21 protein-coding genes are annotated in these 20,651 nt (G+C 72.0%); 10 read left to right on the top strand and 11 right to left on the bottom strand.

The window, feature by feature from the left end:
- The first annotated feature begins 30 nt into the window (after nt 1-30).
- On the top strand, nt 31-2,412 hold the full coding sequence (locus EHS43_RS01605) for a phosphoketolase (protein ID WP_125188719.1): 2,382 nt from the start codon (nt 31-33) through the stop codon (nt 2,410-2,412).
- A 40-nt stretch (nt 2,413-2,452) separates the two neighbouring features.
- On the opposite strand, the gene EHS43_RS01600 is transcribed toward EHS43_RS01605, so the two are convergent.
- The gene (locus EHS43_RS01600) at nt 2,453-2,905 is read right to left on the bottom strand and encodes a pyridoxamine 5'-phosphate oxidase family protein (protein WP_125188717.1); all 453 of its coding nucleotides are present in this window, start codon (nt 2,903-2,905) and stop codon (nt 2,453-2,455) included.
- Nucleotides 2,906-3,189: 284 nt separating this feature from the next.
- Between EHS43_RS01600 and gap the strand changes: the two genes are divergently transcribed.
- Together gap and EHS43_RS01590 are read left to right on the top strand one after the other, a co-directional pair.
- Nucleotides 3,190-4,218 carry a type I glyceraldehyde-3-phosphate dehydrogenase gene (gap, locus tag EHS43_RS01595; protein WP_125188716.1) on the top strand — a complete coding sequence of 343 codons (1,029 nt, stop codon included), beginning with the start codon at nt 3,190-3,192 and terminating at the stop codon, nt 4,216-4,218.
- Nucleotides 4,219-4,340: 122 nt separating this feature from the next.
- Nucleotides 4,341-6,065: a GAF domain-containing protein gene (locus tag EHS43_RS01590; protein ID WP_125188714.1), complete on the top strand. Its 1,725-nt coding sequence runs from the start codon at nt 4,341-4,343 to the stop codon at nt 6,063-6,065.
- Nucleotides 6,066-6,129: 64 nt separating this feature from the next.
- Here the strand turns inward: EHS43_RS01590 and EHS43_RS01585 are convergent, their stop codons facing one another.
- From EHS43_RS01585 to EHS43_RS01575, 3 genes are all read right to left on the bottom strand, one after another.
- Complete coding sequence (locus tag EHS43_RS01585) at nt 6,130-6,585, bottom strand: universal stress protein (RefSeq protein WP_125188712.1); 456 nt, start codon at nt 6,583-6,585, stop codon at nt 6,130-6,132.
- Between the two features lie 45 nt (nt 6,586-6,630).
- A complete protein-coding gene (locus EHS43_RS01580; RefSeq protein ID WP_125188710.1) occupies nt 6,631-7,197 on the bottom strand; it encodes a hypothetical protein in 567 nt (188 codons plus the stop codon).
- A 188-nt stretch (nt 7,198-7,385) separates the two neighbouring features.
- Complete coding sequence (locus EHS43_RS01575) at nt 7,386-8,591, bottom strand: globin domain-containing protein (protein WP_125188708.1); 1,206 nt, start codon at nt 8,589-8,591, stop codon at nt 7,386-7,388.
- 406 nt (nt 8,592-8,997) lie between these two features.
- On the opposite strand from EHS43_RS01575, the gene EHS43_RS01570 reads away from it, so the two are divergent.
- Both EHS43_RS01570 and EHS43_RS01565 read left to right on the top strand, forming a co-directional pair.
- A complete protein-coding gene (locus EHS43_RS01570; RefSeq protein ID WP_125188706.1) occupies nt 8,998-9,729 on the top strand; it encodes a CBS domain-containing protein in 732 nt (243 codons plus the stop codon).
- 74 nt (nt 9,730-9,803) lie between these two features.
- Entirely contained in the window at nt 9,804-10,391 is a 588-nt protein-coding gene (locus EHS43_RS01565) for a hypothetical protein (RefSeq protein WP_125188704.1), read from the top strand.
- Between the two features lie 100 nt (nt 10,392-10,491).
- Here EHS43_RS01565 and infA read toward each other — a convergent pair whose 3' ends face one another.
- The 3 genes from infA to EHS43_RS01550 all read right to left on the bottom strand — a co-directional run bounded on the left by infA (nt 10,492) and on the right by EHS43_RS01550 (nt 12,342).
- On the bottom strand, nt 10,492-10,716 hold the full coding sequence (infA, locus tag EHS43_RS01560; protein ID WP_018565744.1) for a translation initiation factor IF-1: 225 nt from the start codon (nt 10,714-10,716) through the stop codon (nt 10,492-10,494).
- The gene (locus EHS43_RS01555; protein WP_125188702.1) at nt 10,713-11,504 is read right to left on the bottom strand and encodes an N-acetyltransferase; all 792 of its coding nucleotides are present in this window, start codon (nt 11,502-11,504) and stop codon (nt 10,713-10,715) included. Before EHS43_RS01555 ends, infA begins: the two co-directional genes overlap by 4 nt.
- A gap of 253 nt (nt 11,505-11,757) precedes the next feature.
- Nucleotides 11,758-12,342, bottom strand: coding sequence for a TetR family transcriptional regulator (locus EHS43_RS01550; RefSeq protein WP_125188701.1), 585 nt, complete (start codon nt 12,340-12,342; stop codon nt 11,758-11,760).
- A 104-nt stretch (nt 12,343-12,446) separates the two neighbouring features.
- On the opposite strand from EHS43_RS01550, the gene EHS43_RS01545 reads away from it, so the two are divergent.
- From EHS43_RS01545 to EHS43_RS01530, 4 genes are read left to right on the top strand one after another with little or no spacing between them, the layout of a single operon-like run.
- Entirely contained in the window at nt 12,447-13,622 is a 1,176-nt protein-coding gene (locus tag EHS43_RS01545; protein ID WP_125188699.1) for an alkane 1-monooxygenase, read from the top strand.
- Entirely contained in the window at nt 13,622-13,786 is a 165-nt protein-coding gene (locus EHS43_RS01540; RefSeq protein WP_125188697.1) for a rubredoxin, read from the top strand. Before EHS43_RS01545 ends, EHS43_RS01540 begins: the two co-directional genes overlap by 1 nt.
- A complete protein-coding gene (locus EHS43_RS01535; protein ID WP_125188696.1) occupies nt 13,783-13,956 on the top strand; it encodes a rubredoxin in 174 nt (57 codons plus the stop codon). The genes EHS43_RS01540 and EHS43_RS01535 overlap by 4 nt, the downstream gene beginning before the upstream one ends.
- Entirely contained in the window at nt 13,949-15,169 is a 1,221-nt protein-coding gene (locus EHS43_RS01530) for an NAD(P)/FAD-dependent oxidoreductase (RefSeq protein ID WP_185806076.1), read from the top strand. The genes EHS43_RS01535 and EHS43_RS01530 overlap by 8 nt, the downstream gene beginning before the upstream one ends.
- A gap of 112 nt (nt 15,170-15,281) precedes the next feature.
- Here EHS43_RS01530 and EHS43_RS01525 read toward each other — a convergent pair whose 3' ends face one another.
- Complete coding sequence (locus EHS43_RS01525; RefSeq protein ID WP_260470334.1) at nt 15,282-16,868, bottom strand: amidohydrolase family protein; 1,587 nt, start codon at nt 16,866-16,868, stop codon at nt 15,282-15,284.
- Nucleotides 16,869-17,002: 134 nt separating this feature from the next.
- Nucleotides 17,003-17,911 carry a GNAT family N-acetyltransferase gene (locus EHS43_RS01520; RefSeq protein WP_125188692.1) on the bottom strand — a complete coding sequence of 303 codons (909 nt, stop codon included), beginning with the start codon at nt 17,909-17,911 and terminating at the stop codon, nt 17,003-17,005.
- 153 nt (nt 17,912-18,064) lie between these two features.
- On the opposite strand from EHS43_RS01520, the gene EHS43_RS01515 reads away from it, so the two are divergent.
- On the top strand, nt 18,065-18,724 hold the full coding sequence (locus EHS43_RS01515) for an MSMEG_1061 family FMN-dependent PPOX-type flavoprotein (protein WP_125188690.1): 660 nt from the start codon (nt 18,065-18,067) through the stop codon (nt 18,722-18,724).
- Nucleotides 18,725-18,755: 31 nt separating this feature from the next.
- Here EHS43_RS01515 and EHS43_RS01510 read toward each other — a convergent pair whose 3' ends face one another.
- Both EHS43_RS01510 and EHS43_RS01505 read right to left on the bottom strand, forming a co-directional pair.
- Complete coding sequence (locus EHS43_RS01510; RefSeq protein WP_260470333.1) at nt 18,756-19,286, bottom strand: hypothetical protein; 531 nt, start codon at nt 19,284-19,286, stop codon at nt 18,756-18,758.
- Between the two features lie 33 nt (nt 19,287-19,319).
- A complete protein-coding gene (locus EHS43_RS01505; RefSeq protein ID WP_312023400.1) occupies nt 19,320-20,627 on the bottom strand; it encodes a cation:proton antiporter in 1,308 nt (435 codons plus the stop codon).
- Between the last annotated feature and the right edge of the window lie 24 nt (nt 20,628-20,651).

Below are 20,651 nucleotides of genomic sequence, written 5' to 3'. Positions count from 1 at the left end.
CCCCGAGACCCGCACCGGAAGGGAACCCAGATGTCCGTCGACCCGCTGCAGGCACCCGCCGAGCTCACCGACGACGAGCTGAAAGCCCTCGACGCCCACTGGCGCGCCGCCAACTACCTGTCCGTCGGCCAGATCTACCTCCTGGCGAACCCGCTGCTGACCGAGCCGCTGCGCCCGGAGCACGTCAAGCCGAGGCTGCTCGGCCACTGGGGCACCTCCCCGGGCCTGAACCTCGTGCACACCCACCTCAACCGCGTCATCAGCAACCGTGGCCGGGACGCCCTGTGCGTGTGGGGGCCCGGCCACGGCGGACCGGCCGTACTGGCCAACTCCTGGCTGGAGGGCTCCTACTCGGAGACCTATCCCGACGTCAGCAGGGACGCGGCCGGCATGGAACGGCTGTTCCGGCAGTTCTCGTTCCCCGGCGGCGTGCCCAGCCACGTGGCACCGGAGACCCCCGGCTCGATCCACGAGGGCGGCGAGCTGGGCTACTCCCTGTCGCACGCGTACGGGGCCGCGCTGGACAACCCCGACCTGCTGGTCGCCTGTGTGATCGGCGACGGCGAGGCGGAGACCGGACCCCTGGCCGCCTCCTGGCACTCCAACAAGTTCCTCGACCCGGTGCACGACGGCGCGGTCCTGCCGATCCTGCACCTCAACGGGTACAAGATCGCCAACCCGACCGTCCTCGCCCGGCTCCCCGAGGCCGAACTCGACGAACTGCTGCGCGGCTACGGCCACGCGCCGATCCACGTCACCGGCGACGACCCCATGACCGTGCACCGGGCCATGGCCGCCGCCCTGGACGACGCCCTGGAGCGCATCGACGCGATCCAGAGCAGCGCCCGCGAGGACGGGGTGACCCAGCGGGCCCACTGGCCGGTGATCGTCCTGCGCACCCCGAAGGGCTGGACCGGCCCCGCCGAGGTCGACGGCCTCCCGGTCGAGGGCACCTGGCGCTCCCACCAGGTCCCGCTGTCCGCCGTCCGCGACAACCCCGAGCACCTGCGGCAGCTGGAGGCGTGGATGCGCTCCTACCGCCCGCGGGAACTCTTCGACGACCAGGGACGCCCGTCCGGGCAGGTGCTGTCCTGCGTGCCCGAGGGCACCCGCAGGCTCGGCGCGACTCCGCACGCCAACGGCGGGCTGCTGGTGCGTGAACTGCCGCTGCCGGAGCTGGAGACGTACGCCGTCGAGGTCGACAAGCCGGGCGCGACGATGCACGAACCCACGCGTGTCCTGGGCGACATGCTGGAGTACGTCATGCACCACACCCGCGAGCGCCGCGACTTCAGGATCGTGGGCCCGGACGAGACCGCCTCCAACCGGCTCCAGGCCGTCTACGGGGCGAGCGGCAAGGCCTGGCAGGCGCAGACCCTGCCCGTGGACGAGCACCTGGAGCGGCACGGCCGGGTGATGGAGATCCTCTCCGAACACACCTGCCAGGGCTGGCTGGAGGGCTACCTGCTCACCGGCAGGCACGGACTGTTCTCCTGCTACGAGGCGTTCGTGCACATCGTCGACTCGATGGTCAACCAGCACATCAAGTGGCTGCGCACCACCCGCCGGCTGCCGTGGCGCGCACCCATCGCCTCCCTCAACTACCTGCTCACGTCACACGTGTGGCGGCAGGACCACAACGGCTTCTCCCACCAGGACCCCGGCTTCGTCGACCACATCCTCAACAAGAGCCCCGAGGCCGCACGGGTCTACCTGCCGCCGGACACCAACACCCTGCTGTCCGTCGCCGACCACGTGCTGCGCAGTCGCGACTACGTCAACGTCGTGGTCGCCGGCAAGCAGCCCACCTTCGACTGGCTGTCGATGGAGCAGGCGCACGCGCACTGCGCACGCGGCGCCGGCATCTGGGACTGGGCCGGTACCGAGGACGGCCGGGAACCCGACGTGGTCCTCGGCTGCGCGGGCGACGTACCCACCCAGGAGGTGCTCGCCGCCGCCCAGTTGCTGCGCCGGCACCTGCCCGAGCTGACCGTCCGCGTGGTCAACGTGGTCGACCTGGCCCGGCTGCTGCCGCAGGAGGAGCACCCGCACGGCATGCCGGACGCCGAGTACGACGCCCTGTTCACCCGCGACAAGCCGGTGATCTTCGCCTACCACGGCTACCCGTGGCTGATCCACCGCCTGGCCTACCGCCGGGCCGGCCACGCGCACCTGCACGTACGCGGCTACAAGGAGATCGGCACGACCACCACGCCGTTCGACATGGTGGTCCGCAACGACCTCGACCGGTACCGGCTGGTCATGGACGTCATCGACCGCGTCCCGGGCCTCGCGGTACGGGCCGCCGCCGTACGGCAGCGGATGGAGGACACGCGGCTGCGGCACCACGACTGGATCCGCGCCCACGGCACGGACCTGCCGGAGGTCGCGGACTGGACCTGGGACGGCTGAAGGGAACCGTCGCCCGGGCGCAGGCCGCCCGGGCGACGGGTCAGGCTTCCGCCGCGGTGAGGCGGATGCCGGTCACCAGATCGGGGTGGATCCGGACCGCGTAATCCATGGTCCGGTCCACCCAGGGGCGCAACAGCGCCTGGTAGCGGGCCAGTTCGTCGGGATCGGTGACCAGGTGGGCATACCCCGTGACGACCACGCTCCAGCCGAGATGGGTGTCCGGGTCGATGGCGTCGGCCTCGTAGGCCACCACCACCCCCTGCTGCGGGGCCTGCCGGGTCCGCGAGGTCAGGGCCGCGCCGGCGTGCGTACGGATGACGATGTCACCGTCGGCCAGGACGTGGTTGACCGGGCGGATCGTCGGCAGCGCGTGCTGGGTGAAGACGATGCGCCCCACGGACACGCTGCCCAGCAACCGCAGCGCCTCGGCGCTGTCGATCCCGATGCTTCGGCGGGGTTCGGCCGGGACCGGCCGGGCGTTGTCGACATACATGACGGATTCCGTACGGGTGTGAGGGAACGTGTCGGGTGCGATCAGGCCATTCGAACCGTTCGGCACCGGTGCCACCAGGGCCGGTCGGCCCAGAGTCGGGGCCCTTACGGCCCCGGTGCCGGTCCCTTCACCTCCTTACGGCCGGTTCGAGCCGCGTTCCCGGCCGCCCACGCCGGTTGGGGCCCAAGGTCCCGCCGTTCACCCCCGTCCGGCCCAAGTCCGGCCGCGGCCGGGCGCGGGAAGGTGGTGACCAGGACGAACACCCAAAGGGGAGGACGAAGGACATGAGCGTGCGCGTGGGCATCAACGGCTTCGGCCGTATCGGACGCAACTACCTGCGCTGCGTGGGGGAGCGCACGCGGAACGGCACCGGCACTCCGGTCGAGGTGGTGGCGGTCAACGACGTCACCTCACCGGCGGCACTGGCCCATCTGCTGGCCTACGACTCGACGTACGGCCGCCTCGGCCGCACCGTCGAGCACGACGAGGACTCCCTGACCGTGGACGGCCACCGCATCGCGGTCACCGCGGAACGCGACCCGGCGGCCCTGGCCTGGGGCGACCTCGGCGTCGACATCGTCATCGAGTCCACCGGCCGTTTCCGCACCCGTGAACAGGCCGGGGCGCACCTCGTGGGCGGGGCCCGCAAGGTGCTGCTGTCCGTGCCGGGCAAGGGAGTCGACGCCACCGTGGTGATGGGCGTCAACGAGGGCACCTACGACCCCGACCACCACCACGTGATCTCCAACGCCTCCTGCACCACCAACTGCGTGGCGCCCATGGTCAAGGTCCTCGACGAGCACTTCGGCCTGGTCAAAGGGCTGATGACGACCATCCACGGCTACACCAACGACCAGGTCGTGCTGGACGGCCCGCACAAGGACCTGCGCCGCGGCCGCAGCGCCGCCGTCAACATCATCCCCACGTCCACCGGGGCGGCCCGCGCGGTCGGACTGGTGCTGCCGGAACTGGCGGGCACACTCGACGGGATCGCCGTACGCGTCCCCGTCGAGGACGGGTCGCTGACCGACCTGAGCGTGGTGCTGGAGCGCCCGGTGACCGCGGACGAGGTCAACGCCGCCTTCCGGGAGGCCGCCGACGGACCGCTGAAGGGCGTGCTGCGCGTCTCGGACGCGCCGATCGTCTCCCGCGACATCGTGGGCGACCCCGCCTCCTGCGTGCTGGACGCCCCGCTGACCCAGGCGCACGGCGACCTCGTCAAGGTCTTCGGCTGGTACGACAACGAGTGGGGTTACACCAACCGGCTGCTCGACCTCACCGAGTACGTGGCCGGACGCCTCCCGCGCGGCTGACCCTCCCTCCGGCACCGCCCCGTACGAGCGACCCGACCTGATCCGTACCACCCTCACCGCCCGGACCATTACGGTGGCACGTGACGGCACGGGGCCGGCGCAGGGGATGTGGAGGATCGCAGGTGGGTGGCTCGGAGGGAACCGCGGAGGCCCGCGTCAGGCTGCCACAGCTGAGGCTGGACGAGCTGTTGGAGGAACTGCAGGCCCGCCTGGACGCGGCCCGCGGCACCCGCGACCGGGTGCACAGCCTCTTGGAGGCCGTGCTCTCGGTCGGCCGTGAACTGGACCTGGAGCAGGCCCTGCACAGCATCGTCGAGGCGGCCGCCGCGCTGGTCGACGCCCAGTACGCGGCCCTCGGTGTGATCGGTCCCGACGGGAAACGGCTGTCCGCCTTCCACACCGTGGGAGTGTCCGACGAGCAGATCGCGCGGATCGGACCCTATCCGGAGGGCCACGGCATCCTCGGGGAGCTCATCCGCCATCCCGAGCCGCTGCGGCTGACCAAGCTCTCCGAGCACTCGGCGTCGTACGGCTTCCCGCCCCACCACCCGCCGATGAACACCTTCCTCGGCGTCCCCATCCGGGTGCGCGAGCAGGTGTTCGGCAACCTCTACCTGACCGAGAAGCGGGGCGGCGCCCAGTTCGACGAGGAGGACGAGGCCGTGCTGTCCACGCTGGCGGTGGCCGCCGGCGTCGCCATCGACAACGCCCGCCTCTACGAGGACTCCCGGCTGCGTGAGCGCTGGCTGCGGGCCAACGCCGAGATCACCCACAGCCTGATGTCCGGCGGCGCGCAGGGCGAGGTCCTGCGGCTGATCGCGGACCGGTCCCGGGAGAACACCGGCGCCGCCCTCGCCCTGGTCGCTATGCCCATGCCGGACACGGACTCGCTCACCGTGGAACTGGCCGTCGGCACGGAGGCCGAGGCCCACCGGGGGCTCGTGCTCCCCGTGGACGGCAGTCTCATCGGGCACGCCTTCACCGGAGCCTCCCCGGTCACCAGCGCGGACGTCTCCCACGACGAGCGGGTCGCGGGCGCCGCGGAGCGCTTCGCCGGGCTCGGTCCCGCGGTCGCGGTGCCGATCGGATCGGGCACGGGAGGGGTGCGCGGGGTCGTCCTGCTGGTGCGGGAGGCCGGCCGGACCGTGTTCACCGACAAGGAGATCGAGCCGCTGCGGGGCTTCGCCGCCCAGGCCGCGGTCGCGATGGAGCTGGCGGAGCGCCGCCAGGACGCCGAGGAGATCGCGGTGCTCAAGGACCGTGACCGGATCGCCCGCGATCTGCACGACCTCGCCATCCAGCGGCTCTTCGCGACCGGGATGACCCTGCAGAGCGCCGGCCGTCTCATCGAGCACGCCGAGGCATCCGAGCGGGTCGTGCGCGCGGTGGACGACCTCGACGAGACCATCAAGATCATCAGGTCCACGATCTTCGGCCTGCGCTCGCGCGAGGGCGGGGCCGGTTCGGGACTGCGGGCCCGGGCGGTCCGGGTGATCGGCGAGGCCGCGTCGGTCCTGGGCTTCCCGCCCAGCATCCGGATGGAGGGACTGGTCGACACCGACGTGCCGCGGGAGATCGCGGACGACGTGGTCGCGGTGCTCTCCGAGGCGCTCACCAACGTCGCCCGCCACGCGCGCGCCCGACGGGCCGACGTCATCCTGGAGACCGACGGCCACGAGGTACGGCTGACCGTGTCCGACGACGGGGTGGGCATCCCGGAGCAGGGCCGCCGCAGCGGACTGCGCAACCTCGCCGACCGCGCGGCGGGGTACGGAGGAGAACTGACCATCGACTGCCCGGAGACGGGCGGCACGACGCTGGTGTGGCGGGTGCCGGTGGGCAGCTGAGGTCGTCGGGGCCCGGCTCTTCGGGGCTCGGCGGATCGGGCCTCGGCACATGAGTCGTGGTGGCCTACTGAACGGATGCCGTCCGGCTCTGTGCGGGCACCACGACGACGGGGCCCGCGGCGTCACGCAGGACGTCCCGGGCCACTGTGCCGAGTTCGCCGTCGTGGCCGCGGCCCACGACCACCAGTTCGGCCTGCGTGGACTGCCGGACCAGGGCCTCGGCCGGCGGCAGGTGGCGTACGTCCTCCAGCACGGGCACCTCGGGATACCTCTCCCGCCACGGCCGCAGCGCGTCGGACAGCAGCTGCACCTCCTGGTCCTCCCAGGCGCCGCGGTCCTCCTCGGGGATGCCGAAGGGCAGTTCGGCCGCGCCGGACGGGTACCGCCACGCGTGCACGGCGCGCAGGCGCGCGCCCCACACCGCGGCGCAGTCGAAGGCGAGACGGAGGGCGGCCTCGGCGGGAGCGCGGGCGTCCACACCGAGCACGATCTCGGTGAAACGGTGCGAGGGCTTCTGCATGAGCGGGCCTCCTGCCAGGTGGTCGAGTGCCGTTGCACGTGCGTGTCAGCCGGTACGGTGCCCCCACTGCGGGCCGACCAGGTCCCATTCCCGGCCCCAGGACTCGACCCGCCGCCGTTCGAGCCGCCAGCGCACGACGGCTCCCGCCGCGTGGACGGTGCCGGCGAGGGCGAGGCCGGCGAGGGCGCCCAGGAAGCCCGCCTCGGCGGCGGCCCGCCGTGGGCTCGGCGGAGCGGTGGCGAGCCTGCCGTGAGCGTCCTGCCAGAGCACGAGAGGGCTGCCGGCCCGCAGCCCCGTCTCGACCAGTGTCCGGTCGGTGCGGACCGAGCCGTCGGGTGCCGTCCAGCGGACCGTTCCCAAGGACTTGTCGCTCGACGCGCGGACCACCGACGTGCGTTTCGACTCGTCGGTGAGCAGGACCGCCGCGACGGGGTGCCGGTCCGCCCGCTGGCTCGCGAACACGTTGTCGGCGGCGTGTGCCGTCACCAGCCCGGCGGCCGTGCCGCCCAGCGCGACGACCGCCCACACCGCCAGCACGACCCACGCCTCGACGACGTCGTCCCGGCGTCGCAACGGGTTGCTCCGCCAGCGCCAGAACCACCTGCCGCCCATGTCCGCACACCTCCCTCGGGTGTCCCGTCTTCGACGGTGACAGTCGGGGGAGCCGCGCGACATGGGCCGAGGAGCCGCCCGCACCGGGCCGCTCGGGACCCGTTCCCGGCACCGGGTGGGCCGTTCAGCCCCATTTCCGAGGACGCGTGTGCGGCCCGGGTCCCCGCCCGAGGTGCGTCCGTCCGGTCTCAGGCCACGGTGTCCGGCAGCCACAGGTCGGGGCCGAAGACCTCGTAGCGGATGTGGCGCGCCGGGACGCCCCGCTCCAGCAGCTGGGTGCGGACCGAGCGCATGAAGGGCAGCGGACCGCACAGGTACACGGTGGCGTCGGCGGGCACGTGCACTCCGTCGAGGTCCATCAGGCCGACGCGGGCGTCGGGCTCGGCGGCGCCGGGACGCTCGTACCAGAACACGCTCCGCGCCCCCGGCAGCCGGTCGGTCAGCTCCCGGGTCTCGGCGCGCAGGGCGTGTTCGTCCGGGGCGCCGTCCGCGTGCAGGACGAGGACGGGACGGGTGGAGCCGGTCGCGGTGAGACGGGCCAGCATGCCGACCATGGGCGTGCAGCCGATGCCCGCCGACACGAGGACCAGCGGGGTGTCGGCCTCGTCGAGGACGACATCGCCGAAGGGGGCGGACAGGGTGAGTTCGTCGCCGGGCCGCACGGTGCGGTGGAGCAGGTCCGACACCTCGCCGTCGGGGGCGCCCTCGCCGCCGGCGACCCGCTTGACCGTGATGCGCCGCAGCTCTCCGCCCGGGTCCCCGGACAGGCTGTACTGGCGCAGCTGGTGCACACCGTCCGGCATCCGCATCCGCACGCTCACGTACTGTCCGGCCCGCGCCGCCGGGGCGGGCCGTCCGTCGGCCGGGCGCAGCAGGAAGGAGACCACGTCCGCCGTCTCCTCACGGCGTTCCACGACCGTCCACGGCCGCCAGGTCGCGCCCGGCTCCACCCCCGCTTCCTGGTAGACACGGGCCTCCTGGGCGATGAGCGCGCCGGCCATCAGCCAGTAGACCTCGTCCCAGGCGGCGGCGACCTCCGGGGTGACGGCGTCACCGAGGACCTCGGCGATCGCGCCGAACAGGTACTTGTGGACGATCGTGTACTGGTCGTCGGTGACGCCGACCGCCGTGTGCTTGTGGGCGATCCGGGCCAGCAGGGCGTCGGGCCGGGTGCCGGGTTCGGCGAGCAGGGTGGTCGCGAACGAGGCGATCGAACCGGCCAGTGCCCGTCGCTGGGCGCCACTGGCCTGGTTGCCGCGGTTGAACATCCCGTCCAGCAGCTCGGGCCGGTCGCGGAACATCGCGGCGTAGAACCGGGTGGTGATCTCGTCGAGGGCCCCGGCCACGGCGGGCAGGGTGGCCTTCACGAGGGCGGCGGACTCGGCGGACAGCATGAAGTCTCCCGGGACAGTGGGGAATCGGAGCCGCCGATCACATGGCGGTCGACCTTGTATAGCAACAGCGATTCCGGCATTTACGGCTGTTTCGGGCCCGAGTGGGGTCGTGCGGGACCATCGGCGCCGAGGTCGGGACCAAGGTCCCGGCACCTTGCCGCGTACCGGGACCGACCGGGCCGGGACCAGGGCCGTTCGGCCCAGGGCGACCGGGCTTCCGGCGGGGCCGGTGGACTCGCCCCCAGGCCGTCCGCCGCCCGGTCCCGCGCCAGGCCGTCCGCCCCTGTCCCGTCCCCCGCGACCAGGTCACGGCGGCCCGCCTGACGTGGGCCGACCGGCCCATGCGCCGCGCGTGTTCGTGGCGCAACCTGAAGACAGGCGTGGTACCCGAACACCGGAGGCCGACATGTCCGGCACCCCGTACCTGGTCAGTGACGTGATGACCCGTACCGTCGTCGCCCTGGTGTGCGACACGTCGTTCAAGGACATCGTGAAGGCCATGGGCCGGTGGGGGATCAGCGCCCTTCCGGTCGTGGACCGCGAGTACCGGGTCGTGGGCGTGGTGTCGGAGGCGGACCTGCTGCCCAAGGAGGAGTTCCGCGACGGGGACCCGGACCGGTACGCCCGTCTGCGCCGGCTCTCCGACCTGTCCAAGGTCGGAGCCCGGACCGCCGAGGAGCTGATGACGGCACCCGCCGTCACGGCACGGGCCGACGAGACGCTGGCCCAGGCCGCGCGGACCATGGCGCTGGTCAAGGTGAAACGGCTGCCGGTGGTGGACGGCGACGGGGTGCTGCAGGGCGTCGTCAGCCGCTCCGACCTGCTCAAGGTGTTCCTGCGCGACGACGAGGACATCGCCCTGGAGGTGCGCCGCGAGGTCGTCCCGTTGCTCTTCCCCGACTCGGTCGAGCCGATCCGGGTCGAGGTGCGCGACGGCCTGGTGACGTTGAGCGGCCGGGTGCGGGACACGACGATCGTGCCCGTCGCGGTACGCCTGGTGCGGGCCGTGGAGGGAGTGGTGGACGTGGACTGCGCGCTGCTGGGCCCACCGCGCCGGCCCGACCTCGATCCGGACCTTCCCGCCATGACGTCGGCGGGCGGTACCCGGCAGGACCGGCCGGACGGCTCCTCGGCCTGACGGGCGTGTCCGGTCGGACCCCGGGCGCGTCCGCGTGAGACGTGGCGAGGTGAGAGGAGAGGGGGTGGCGGTTCATGGCGAGGACGGGTCGCGCGCGTCCGAGGAGGGTGTGGCTGTGGCGGTGGCGGCGCAATCCGCTGCGGCGGCGCAGCGACGTGGTGGAGGCGTGGATCGTCCTCGCCACCTGGATCGCCGCCTTGCTGGTCGGCCTGTTCGCGGGACAGGCGGCGGCCGCGGTCACGCAGGACACCCTCGACGCCCGACGCGCCGCGGCGCACCCCGTGTCGGCCGTGCTCACCGAGAATGCGGACCGGACCCCGGCGCTGACCGGTGACGGCACCGGCGGCACGGTGCAGGCCAGGGTCCGCTGGACGGCTCCCGACGGAACCGTCCGTACCGGACTGGCCCGGGTGGTGCCGGGCCGCTCGGCGGACACGTCGGTGAAGGTGTGGATCGACCACGGAGGCAACCTGGTCCGCGAACCCCCCGGCGCGGAGGAAGCGCGTCTTCAGTCCGCGCTGACGGGCGTCCTGGTGGCTCTTGTCGCGGGTTCCGTCCCCTACGGCTGCGGCTGCCTGGCGAGGCTGCGGCTGGAACGGCGGCGGCTGCGGGACTGGGAGACGGAGTGGGCCCGCGTCGCCCCGAGCGGGGGAAGGACATGACCAGGTGCCGGGACGGGTGCCGAAGAGGCCGTCCCGGGGCCCGGTCACGCGAACTCCGTGACCGGGCCCCGACGTGGCCCTGCGGGCGGGCGCAGGCCCGCTAGTTCCGGTACCGGAAGACGATCCGGCCGCGCGTCAGGTCGTACGGCGGGAGCTCCACCAGCACCCGGTCCTCAAGCATGATCCTGATGTAGTTCTTGCGGATCTTGCCGCTGACGTGCGCGAGGACCTGGTGGCCGTTCTCCAGCTCCACGGTGAACATGGCGCTGCGCAGGCACTCGACGACCCGGCCCTCGACCTCGATGACGTTCTTGTTCCTCGTCATCGCACCAGCTCCAGGTTGCTGCTCATCGGCCGGGCGCCGATGCCCTCGAACAGTGCCGAGCCTGCTCGGTTGGACTCCTGGACCTCGGTCCAGGCCTCGGCGAAGCCGGACTGGTGCAGGATGCCCAGCGCGTGGGCGAGCAGGGCCCGCGCGACGCCCCGGCGCTGTGCGTCGGCCCGGACCGCGACCAGCCCGATGCGCGGCCGGATCGCCGTCACCACCCGGATCAGCCCCAGGTAGCGGTCGGTTGCCGCGGCCACCGCGTACTTCGACGGGTCGACGAGGGTGTCGCCGTCGCGGCACGGAACCACCTCAGCGGGCATCGAATGCCACCCGACCGTCGCCTCGACCTCGCCACGGATCTCCCGGTCCACCGCCCGCAGCAGCGATTCGTCCGCCTGACCGGCCGGGACGATTGTCACGCCGGAGGGCGGCAGGACCGTGCCGAGTCCCGTGAGACGGGGATCGGTCGGCACGGCGTACTCCCACTCGCGGCGCCGGACCGCGAACCCGGCCCGCAGCCAGGCGGCCGTCAGCTCGGTGTCGGCTTCGTCGACCACCGTGTACAGGGGCCCCGGAAGGCTCGCCGACATGGTTGCGGCAAGTCGGTCGAAAGCGGTGTCGTGCCAGGCGTCGACACTGACGAACAGGCGTCCGTCGGGCCGGTGTTGAGCATGTCCGCGGCCGACCACCAGGGCGTCGTGCAGGGCGTGCCAGTGCCGGTCCGTGACGCGTGTGATGACTACCGCGTGCTCGCTCAGGCCAGGTGTGAAAGGCGTTGTGTTCATCGGAGTCTCCCTCCAGGAGTGCCTCGATCTCAGGCGCTCCCGGCGACACCGAACGTCAGCCGCCGGACCGTGACGGAGTGAGGGAGCACCCACGGGTTACTGCGTTCACGGGGCTCACCTCCCTACGACGACTTCACGATCCACCGGGAACCTAGCAGCGGGGCCGGTCCGGCTCAAACCCTTTTCGATCCGGCCGCTGTCCTCCGTGAACGGGGCGTTGCGGGCGTCGGCGTGCCCTTCCCGGACGGGCCGTTCAGGCCTGTACGACCCGCATGGTGATCTCGGCGATGCGTTCCGCGGAGAGGTCCGGCGGCAGGGTGGGCTGGACGAGGTGGCTGACGGTCAGGCGCACCACCGACTCGACCGCCAGGTCCCGGGAGTGCGCGTCGATATCGGGCCAGACCTCCGTCGCGTAGGCGGTGAGCATGCTGATGGCGGTGTCGAGGAGGGGCTCGGAGCGGGTCGTCAGATGGGCGAGCAGATCCTCGTCACCGCCCCGGCTGCTGGTCAGGATGGCCTTGAGCAGCGAGTTGTCGGCCGCCGTGCGCAGGGTGTGCCCGATGGCGGCGGTGATGGCGGCCCTCATGTCGTCGGGGTGCGCGAGGAGTTGACCCTGTATGCCGGTGAGGAAGCGTTCGACCTCGCGCATCACCAGGGCCTGTCCGATGGCCGCCTTGGAGCCGTACTCCGTGTAGACGGTCTGCCGGCTCACCCCCGCGGTGGTGGCGATATGGGTCATCTTCAGGCGGTCCCAGCCGTCGGCCGCGACCCGCTCGTGGGCGGCGTCCAGGATCCGCTCCTTGAGCAGGGAGCGGACCGATTCTCGATAGCGCGTCATCTCGGCCCCATCCTAACGAGCGGCTCCCGATCCATTGACACTCACGCTTATTACTGTCTAGTTTCTGGACAGTTTCCATTCAAAGTGTCCAATGGAGGTGGGGCATGGCAGGGAGCTCGTATCCGCTCGGCGCGCCGGCGTCGACGGTGACCTGGCGAGACGGCAAGCGCTACCTTTGGTTGCTCGGACTCGTGCTGCCCGCCTTCCCGTTCGCGGCGTGGGGACTGGCGACGGCCACGGGGCACGGCTTCTTCTGGTGGCTGCTGCCGCTGGTCGTCTTCGGCGTGATCCCGCTGGCGGACCTCCTGGTCGGCAAGGACTCCAACAACCCGCCCGACAGCGTCCTGACCTGGCTGGAGTCGGACCGGTACTACCGCTGGTGCACCTACCTGTACCTGCCCCTCCAGTACGCCGGGCTGGTGCTGGCCTGCCGGCTGTGGGCCGGTGGCGGCCTGTCCGTCGCGGACGGGGCGGGGCTGACCGTCACCCTCGGCATCGTCGCCGGGATCGGCATCAACACCGCGCACGAACTGGGCCACAAGAAGGAGGCGCTGGAACGCCGGCTCGCCCGGATCGCCCTCGCCCAGACCTGCTACGGGCACTTCTACATTGAGCACAACCGCGGCCACCATGTGCGGGTCGCCACCCCCGAGGACCCCGCCAGCTCCCGTCTGGGCCAGTCCTTCTGGCGGTTCCTGCCCCGTTCGGTGTACGGCAGCGCCCGCTCGGGCTGGCACCTGGAGAAGGAACGGCTCGCCCGACTGGGCCGCAGCCCGTGGCACCCGGGCAACGACGTGCTCGGCGCGTGGGCGCTCTCGGCGGTGCTGTTCGCCGCGCTCACCGCCGCGTTCGGGCCCCGGGTGCTGCCGTACCTGGCCGCCCAGGCGGTCATCGGCTTCTGCCTGCTGGAGGTCGTCAACTACCTGGAGCACTACGGGCTGTTGCGGCAGAGGACACCCGCGGGCCGCTACGAGCGCTGCACCCCGCAGCACAGCTGGAACAGCGACGACATCGCCTCCAACGTCTTCCTCTACCACCTGCAGCGGCACAGCGACCACCACGCCAACCCCACCCGGCGCTACCAGGCCCTGCGCCACTTCGAGGAGTCGCCGCAACTTCCCACCGGGTACGCGGGGATGATCCTGCTCGCCGTCGTTCCGCCGCTGTGGCGGCGGGTGATGGACCCCCGGCTCCTCGCCCACTACGACGGCGACGTGACCCGGGCCAACATCCACCCCCGCGCGCGGGCCAAGGTCCTCGCCCGCCACGGGAGCCGCTGATGAGCCGTCACCTGTGCCCTGTCTGCGGCTATGTGTACGACGAACGGACCGGTGCGCCGCGCGAGGGCTTTCCCGCCGGTACCGCCTGGGCGGACGTGCCCGACAGCTGGCCCTGCCCGGACTGCGGGGTCCGCGAGAAGATCGACTTCGAGGAGCCGGCGTGAAGATCTGGGAATGCCTGGTCTGCGGTTTCGTCTACGACGAGGCACAGGGCTGGCCGGAGGAGGGCATCGCCCCGGGCACCCGCTGGGAGGACATCCCGGACGACTGGTCCTGCCCCGACTGCGGTGCCGCCAAGGCCGACTTCCAGATGGTCGAGGCGTCCCGTGCCTGAGACCACGCCCCGCACCATCGCGGTCGTCGGCACCGGAGTCGCCGGCGCGACCGCCGCGCTCACCCTGCGCAAAGAAGGATTCGACGGCCGGATCCTCCTGATCGGCGAGGAACCGCACGCCCCGTACCGGCGTCCGCCGCTGTCCAAGGACCTCGTCAAGAGGGCCCTGGCACACGAGCGGCTCCGCCTTCAGCCCCCGGCCACCTGGCAGGAACAGGGCATCGAACTGCGCACCGGCACGAGGGTCACGGACGTCTCCGGCGGGGTCCTTGAATGCTCCGACGGAAGCCGGCTGCCGTACGACCGGCTGCTGCTGGCGACCGGAGGACGCGCGCGCATCCTGCCGTACGCCACCGGACACGACCGTGTGCACACCCTGCGCGGCCTCGACGACGTGCCCGCTCTCCGCGCCGACCTGATGTCCGGCGGTCCTCTGCTGGTCGTCGGCGCGGGACTGGTCGGCCTGGAAGTCGCCGCGAGCGCTCGCTCGGCCGGACTCGACGTCACGGTCCTGGAGGCCGAAGCGGAGCCCCTGCGCCGGGTCCTGCCCGCACCCCTGCGCCGCGCCGTCCTGGAGCTCCACCGCGCCCACGGGACCCGGGTGCACACCGGGGTCACGCTCACAGGACTCACCCGCAGGGACGGCGGCATGCCGGCGGCAGCCAGCGCAGACGGCAGGAGCTGGGACGCGCACACGGTGCTGGTCGCCGCCGGCATGCGGCCCGACGTGGAACTGGCCGCGCGGGCCGGCCTGGACGCAGGCGACGGCATACGCGTCGACGCGTTCGGCGCGACCAGCGATCCCCGTGTCTTCGCGGCAGGGGACGTGGCGCTGTACCCCGACCCGGTCCTTGGACGACACGTGCGCGTGGAGCAGTGGAACCACGCCCAGCAACACGCCGCCGCCGTCGCCCGGAACATGCTCGGCGCCGGGAGACCCTTCACCGCGGTGCCCTGGTCGTGGACCGACCAGTACGGCGTCATGCTGCAGATCGCCGGTCACTGCGCCGAAGCCGACTCCCTGACGGTGCAGGGCGACATCGGCGACTTCGACTTCGCCGCCCTGGCCACCGCGAACGGGCACCCCGTGGGCGCCGTGGCCGTCGGCAGACCCCACGACTTCCGCGCCCTGCGGACGGTCCTGGAACAGGGGTACACGAGCCCGTCCCAAGCCGCCGTACCGACACCGTGGGCCACACAGGCCGCCGGGTGATGCCGCCCGTGTGCGGCGCCGGGGTCGAACACGTTGTACTGAACATCCGGTGGGTGGTTCGCCGACCGGCGCCCCGACCGCCACGGTGATCGTCGGCGCCGTGCGAGGGTCGTCAGGGGTGTCCGCCGCAGCCGCAGCCCGTCATGGTCGCCCCCTCCTCGGGCGGCGGGGTGTGCGCGGCGGCCTCCTCCACGGCCGCGAGCAACCGGTGGCGCTCCTCCGGCGGGATCCACCTGCCGTCGACGACCACGCCATGGATGCGACGGGTGTTGCGGATGTCGCGCAGCGGGTCGGCATCGAGGACCAGCAGATCGGCGGCCTGTCCACGGGCCACGGTGCCGACATCGGGCAGCCTGAGGGTGCGGGCCGCGTCCCGCGTGGCCGCGCGCAGGGCCTCGGCCGGGGTGAGACCGGCCGACACGAGCAGTGCCAGTTCGTCGTGGAGGGCGAAGCCGGGGACGAGGTATCCCGTGCCGGTGTCGGTGCCCGCGGCGAGCCTTACGCCCATGTCGCGCAGTTCCCTCACCAGCCGGAGCCGGTGCGCGAAGATCTGCCGGATCTGCCGTTCCTGCTCGGGTGTGCGCCCGCCGATCAGGGCCGTCAGCTGGTCCGGCCAGCTCTCCACCTGCCACGCGGGCAGGTACTTCCGCTCCTCGGCCCGGGCGGGCACGTCCTCGGGCCGCTCCAGCGTGTGGTGAACGCTGAGCGTGGGGACGACCACGGTCCCGTCGGCCGACAGACTCCGGAAGAGGGCGTCCGCCCGGTCCCGGTCGTAACCCTGCACCGCCCGCCATTCGAGGGGATGCACCTGCTGGAACCAACTGTGGTACCGGGACAGGCTGCTGGGATCGCGCGGATCGATCCGTACGGCGGCCAGACGGCGCCGAATCTCCTTCTCGTGCCGCGAGGTCGCCAGGAGCAGTGCGTGCAGGTGCTCGATGGAACGGTGGCCGCAGGCGCTCGCCTCCGCGATCCGTACGGTGTCGGGGCAGTGACCGAGGTGGGGGATGCCCTGGCGCCGGGCCTCGTCCGCGATGGCGAAGTAGGCCTCACGGGACAGCCGGGAGTACACCTTGACGAAGTCCGCGCCCTCGCGCCTGACCCGCCGCACGGCTCGGCGGCCCTCGGCCGCGTCGCGCACCTCGATCGTCGGGCCGACGTCGGCCGCCCACAGGGAGGGCGTGCCGTCGACGATGGGGCTGCCGACCACCCAGCGGGGGCCGAGCAGGGCACCGCTGCGGATCTTCTCGCGCCACTCGTGGTGGACCGGCTGACCTCGCATCTCCCGGACCGTGGTGACGCCGGCGAGGGCGTACAGCGCCGGGACCACGGTCTCCGGGCCGTCGCTGTGGGTGTGCGCCTCGATCAGCCCCGGGATCAGGTACTTGCCGGTCAGGTCGACCGTGCGGGTGCCCGGGCGGAGCCGGATGTGTGCGCTCGGGGCGAGGCCGGTGACGCGACCGTCCTCGACCACGACCGTCATGCCGGGCGCCGGGGGTGCTCCCGATCCGTCGATCACGGTGACGTGGGTGAGCGCCAACGGGCCGCTGTCGGCGCCGCTTTCGGCCCTCGCCCCGGCCGCGCGTGCCGTGCCGGTGGACACCGTGCTCGTCAGCGCCGTACCCGTCACGGCGGCGGCCCCGGCCAGGAATCCTCGTCGGGCCATGCCGTGTGGTGCCCCAACTGTCGTGTCGGACATGCCGTTTCCCTTCCCGCTGCTGCGTCCGTCGGCAGAGCCCGCCGACCTTCACGACTCTGGCGGACGCGGGGCGACAGCACAGTGCGGCCAGACGGTGCATGTGGGGGTGTTGCTGGGACCACCCGGTGACCGGCTCACAGGTCCTTCCGGAACACCGTGGAGCTGTGCCGCACTGTCATGCCGACACGCAGGTACAGGTCCAGTGCGCCCGTGTCCGAGTGGGTCGCGAGGGTGCAGGTCCGGCGTCGGTGCCGGTGGCCGGCGAGGAAGGCGGTGCGCAGCAGGAGGCGGGCGATGCCGCGATGGCGGTGGTCGCGGCGCACGGCGACCTGCTCGATGTAGGCCTCGCCCGAGTCCGGGAGGTCCAGGGAGAGCACGGCGCCCACCAGGTGGCCGCCGGCGAACGCCAGTGCCGACATGGCGGGGGCGAAGGACGGGCGCGCGACGGTGTGCCGGGCCCACTCCTCATAGCTTCTGCGCCGCTGCTGCCATTCGTCGAAGGCGTCCTCGACGAGCTGGTGGGCGTGGTGCTCGTCGCCCGCCCGGAACGGCCGGACCGTGATGCCCGCGGGCACCTCGGGCACGGCTGGTTCCTGCTCCAGGGGAAACTCCAGCAGCCACTCGGTCACCATCGGTTCGTACGCGCGCGAGCGCAGCAGCGCGAGGGCTTCCGTGTCGCCGTCGGCCACGGTCTGGACGATGCGGGCACTGCCCGCCTGCCGTGCCCTCGCCTCGGCCCAGGCCACGAGCGCGCGGCCCAGGCCACGGCCCCGGTGTGCGGGATGCACGTCCACCTCGGAGCGCTTGTCGACCCAGGCCCGGGCGACCAGCTGTCCCGCCTGGTCATGCACCAGGCGGGTGTCCAGCTCCGGGACCAGACCGGGTCGGGCGAGGACGGCGGCGATGCCACCGGGATCGGAATGCACGCTCCCGAAGAGCGCGAACTCGCAGGCCGCGACCAGGCGATGGACATCAGCGGTGTCGTCGGCGGTGACCGGACGCGCCCGGTATCCCGGAGGCAGCCGCGGTTCGAGATCTGGCAACGCAGGACACTCCCCAGGCAGCGGTGTCGACTACAGGCACGACACCGCGACAGTCTTCCGCCCGGTCCCGTGGTGATCAACCGATCGGCGCGGAAGCCCATGGGGCCGGCTGACGCGGCGCACAGCCGCAGCCCGGCCATTAGGGTCGGTCGCATGACGCAACCCCTTGCCGACAGTGCCTTCGACCTGCTCCGCCTCGACGCCGTGCACGACCCGGAGGCGCTGCGTCAGGTCTACGCGCTGCCCAGTGACGCGGCCATACGCAAGCAGATGACCGAACTCACGGAGCAGACACGGAAGTTGATAGCCTGCGCGTCGCTCGTCATGGTCGCCAGCGCGGACGCCGAGGGCAACTGCGACGTCTCGCCACGCGGCGGACCCGCAGGGTTCGTGGCCGTCCTGGACGCACGCACGGTGGCGATACCGGACGCGACCGGCAACAAGCGGCTCGACACCCTGTACAACGTCATGGCCACGGGGCGGGCCGGGCTCCTGTTCGTCATCCCGGGGCGGACCACGACACTCAGAGTGAACGGCCGGGCCTGCGTCTCCACCGACCCGGAGCTGCTGTCCCAGCTGACCGCCGTGGGCAAGCCGCCGGCCAGTGCGCTGGTGGTGGGGATCGAAGAGGTCTACCCGCACTGCCCCAAGGCGCTGCTGCGCAGCGCGGCCTGGAAGCCGGAGCAGTGGCTGCCCGCGGACGCGCAGCCGAGCTCGGCGGAGGTGACCCTGGCCCAGCTGCGGATGCCGGAGCTGACGATCGCCGACATCGAGCAGGTGGAGGCGGACTCGCTGAAGTACCGGTACGAGTGACGGGCCCGCTGGCTCAGTGCGTGCAGGGGCGTCACATGTCCCGGCAGGCGTCGGCCTCGAACCGGGCCAGGGAGACGGTGACTTCGGATTCGTCGCCGTTCTCCGAGATGCGGTCGTAGCGGACCTGGCCCGGGGTGAGCCGGGCCCGGTCGGCCAGGCCGAAGGAAACAGCGCTCGACGACCACGAGTTGTCCTTGGTCCAGCCGTACAGGGCGTAGGCGGTCCTGGAGTTGAGTGGGGTGAGGGGCCTGGTCGTCTTCCAGCCTGCGGCAGGCGCGTCGAGGGTCCAGGTGGTGAGTCCCGCACGCAGGGGACGGCCGGCGGTCCATGAACCCACCGTCGCCTGCTCGTCGACGTCGTCATCGTCCACGGAGAGGGTCGCGCCGTCGATCTCGTGGCCGCAGACCATGATGACGCCGAGCAGATGGCCGTCCCCGGTCACGGAGATGCCGGTCACGGCGTCGATGGGAACCGTGCACCCCGAGACCGCGGCCAGGCCCGCAGCGACCGCGAGCGCGGCGGCGAGACGCCGGGACACCGGCCTTGAAGTGATCGACCACATGCCTGACCTCCCGCACAGGAACCCGCTCCTGGATCATCCTGGCTGAGAACGCTCAGGAACGTCTCGCGCGGTGACCCTTTCTTCCTCACGGGCGGGCACGATGGGTGCCCCCGTGCCGAGCGCCCTGACCGCCGGGGAGGTGACCGCGGTGGTGAGCATGGCCACGAGGACCAGCATGGTGAACATGCTCTCGGAGATCACCCCCAGATCGAGGCCGACGTTCAGGACGATGAGCTCGGTCAGGCCCCGGCAGTTCAGCAGCGCCCCGAGCACGAGGGACTCCCGCCACGGCATGCCGCTCAGACGCGCGGCGCCCCCGCCGCCGCCCCACTTGCCCACGACGGCCACGAACAGCACGGCGCTGAACCACAGCCACTGCCTCGGATCGGAGGCAAGGAGACCGATGTCGGTGTGGAGGCCGGTCGTCACGAAGAACAGGGGGAGCAGCAGGGGTTCGGTGACCGAGCGCATCCGGGTCGCGGCCCGCTCCACCACGACCGTTCGCCGTGGCACGACGAGACCGAAGAGGAAGGCGCCGAAGATGGCGTGCACCCCGATGGCGTCGGTGGCCAGCGCGGACAGACACAACCCGCTGAACAGCAGCACCAGGACCAGTCCGTCATGGTTCTCTCCGCCCACGGTGAACCGCCGGAGCCGGCTCGCCCGGGCGAGCGCGGGACGCACCACCCGCAGCATCACCGCGAAGTAGCCCACCAGCAGGGCCAGGGTGCTCAGGAACGCGAGGGACGTGCCGCCGGTCGCGACCGCGACCACCACGGCGAGCAGACACCAGGCCATGACGTCGTTCGCGGCGGCGCAGGTCATGGCCAAGCTGCCCAACCGGGTGTGATAGAGCCCGTCGTCGATGAGGATGCGGGCCAGGACCGGAAAGGCCGTGACACTCAGCGCCACCGCGACGAAGAGCACGAACGCGCCCTTGCTGACGCCCCGAGGAGCCAGTGAGCCGTACATGGCCAGGGCCAGCAACGACCCCAGCAGCAACGGCACGAGGATGCTGCACTGGCTGACGACGACGGCGGCCCGTCCGTTCCCCCTGAGGCGGCCCGGGTCCAGTTCCAGGCCGACGAAGAACATGAAGGCGAGCAGTCCCAGCTGTCCGAGCACCTCGATGTGGTCGATGACACCCTGCGGGAATAGGTAGGCATGGCCCTGCGGCCAGAGCCGGCCGAGGAGCGACGGGCCCAGGAGGATTCCGACGGCGATCTCGCCCACGACGGGCGGCTGCCTGAGGCGACGCAACACCGCGGCACCGGCACGGCACGCCAGGATCACGACGGGCAAGGAGATCAGAAGGCGGGTCATCTGTTCGGCGTTGGACACAAGTTCTCCTCGTGCTCTGAGTCA

This window comes from Streptomyces sp. RP5T, from assembly GCF_003933965.1.
In the GTDB taxonomy this organism is placed as follows: Bacteria; Actinomycetota; Actinomycetes; order Streptomycetales; family Streptomycetaceae; genus Streptomyces.
Note: the sequence above shows the minus strand (reverse complement) of the source record. Positions and strands in the feature narration are given on the sequence as shown.

Bases quoted from the DNA above. Each gene is read 5' to 3' on its own strand.
- EHS43_RS01605 (WP_125188719.1), top strand. From the start codon at position 31: ATGTCCGTCGACCCGCTGCAGGCACCCGCCGAGCTCACCGACGACGAG.
- EHS43_RS01600 (WP_125188717.1), bottom strand. From the start codon at position 2,905: ATGTATGTCGACAACGCCCGGCCGGTCCCGGCCGAACCCCGCCGAAGC.
- gap (WP_125188716.1), top strand. From the start codon at position 3,190: ATGAGCGTGCGCGTGGGCATCAACGGCTTCGGCCGTATCGGACGCAAC.
- EHS43_RS01585 (WP_125188712.1), bottom strand. From the start codon at position 6,585: ATGCAGAAGCCCTCGCACCGTTTCACCGAGATCGTGCTCGGTGTGGAC.
- EHS43_RS01580 (WP_125188710.1), bottom strand. From the start codon at position 7,197: ATGGGCGGCAGGTGGTTCTGGCGCTGGCGGAGCAACCCGTTGCGACGC.
- EHS43_RS01575 (WP_125188708.1), bottom strand. From the start codon at position 8,591: ATGCTGTCCGCCGAGTCCGCCGCCCTCGTGAAGGCCACCCTGCCCGCC.
- EHS43_RS01570 (WP_125188706.1), top strand. From the start codon at position 8,998: ATGTCCGGCACCCCGTACCTGGTCAGTGACGTGATGACCCGTACCGTC.
- EHS43_RS01565 (WP_125188704.1), top strand. From the start codon at position 9,804: ATGGCGAGGACGGGTCGCGCGCGTCCGAGGAGGGTGTGGCTGTGGCGG.
- infA (WP_018565744.1), bottom strand. From the start codon at position 10,716: ATGACGAGGAACAAGAACGTCATCGAGGTCGAGGGCCGGGTCGTCGAG.
- EHS43_RS01555 (WP_125188702.1), bottom strand. From the start codon at position 11,504: ATGAACACAACGCCTTTCACACCTGGCCTGAGCGAGCACGCGGTAGTC.
- EHS43_RS01550 (WP_125188701.1), bottom strand. From the start codon at position 12,342: ATGACGCGCTATCGAGAATCGGTCCGCTCCCTGCTCAAGGAGCGGATC.
- EHS43_RS01545 (WP_125188699.1), top strand. From the start codon at position 12,447: ATGGCAGGGAGCTCGTATCCGCTCGGCGCGCCGGCGTCGACGGTGACC.
- EHS43_RS01540 (WP_125188697.1), top strand. From the start codon at position 13,622: ATGAGCCGTCACCTGTGCCCTGTCTGCGGCTATGTGTACGACGAACGG.
- EHS43_RS01525 (WP_260470334.1), bottom strand. From the start codon at position 16,868: ATGTCCGACACGACAGTTGGGGCACCACACGGCATGGCCCGACGAGGA.
- EHS43_RS01515 (WP_125188690.1), top strand. From the start codon at position 18,065: ATGACGCAACCCCTTGCCGACAGTGCCTTCGACCTGCTCCGCCTCGAC.
- EHS43_RS01510 (WP_260470333.1), bottom strand. From the start codon at position 19,286: ATGTGGTCGATCACTTCAAGGCCGGTGTCCCGGCGTCTCGCCGCCGCG.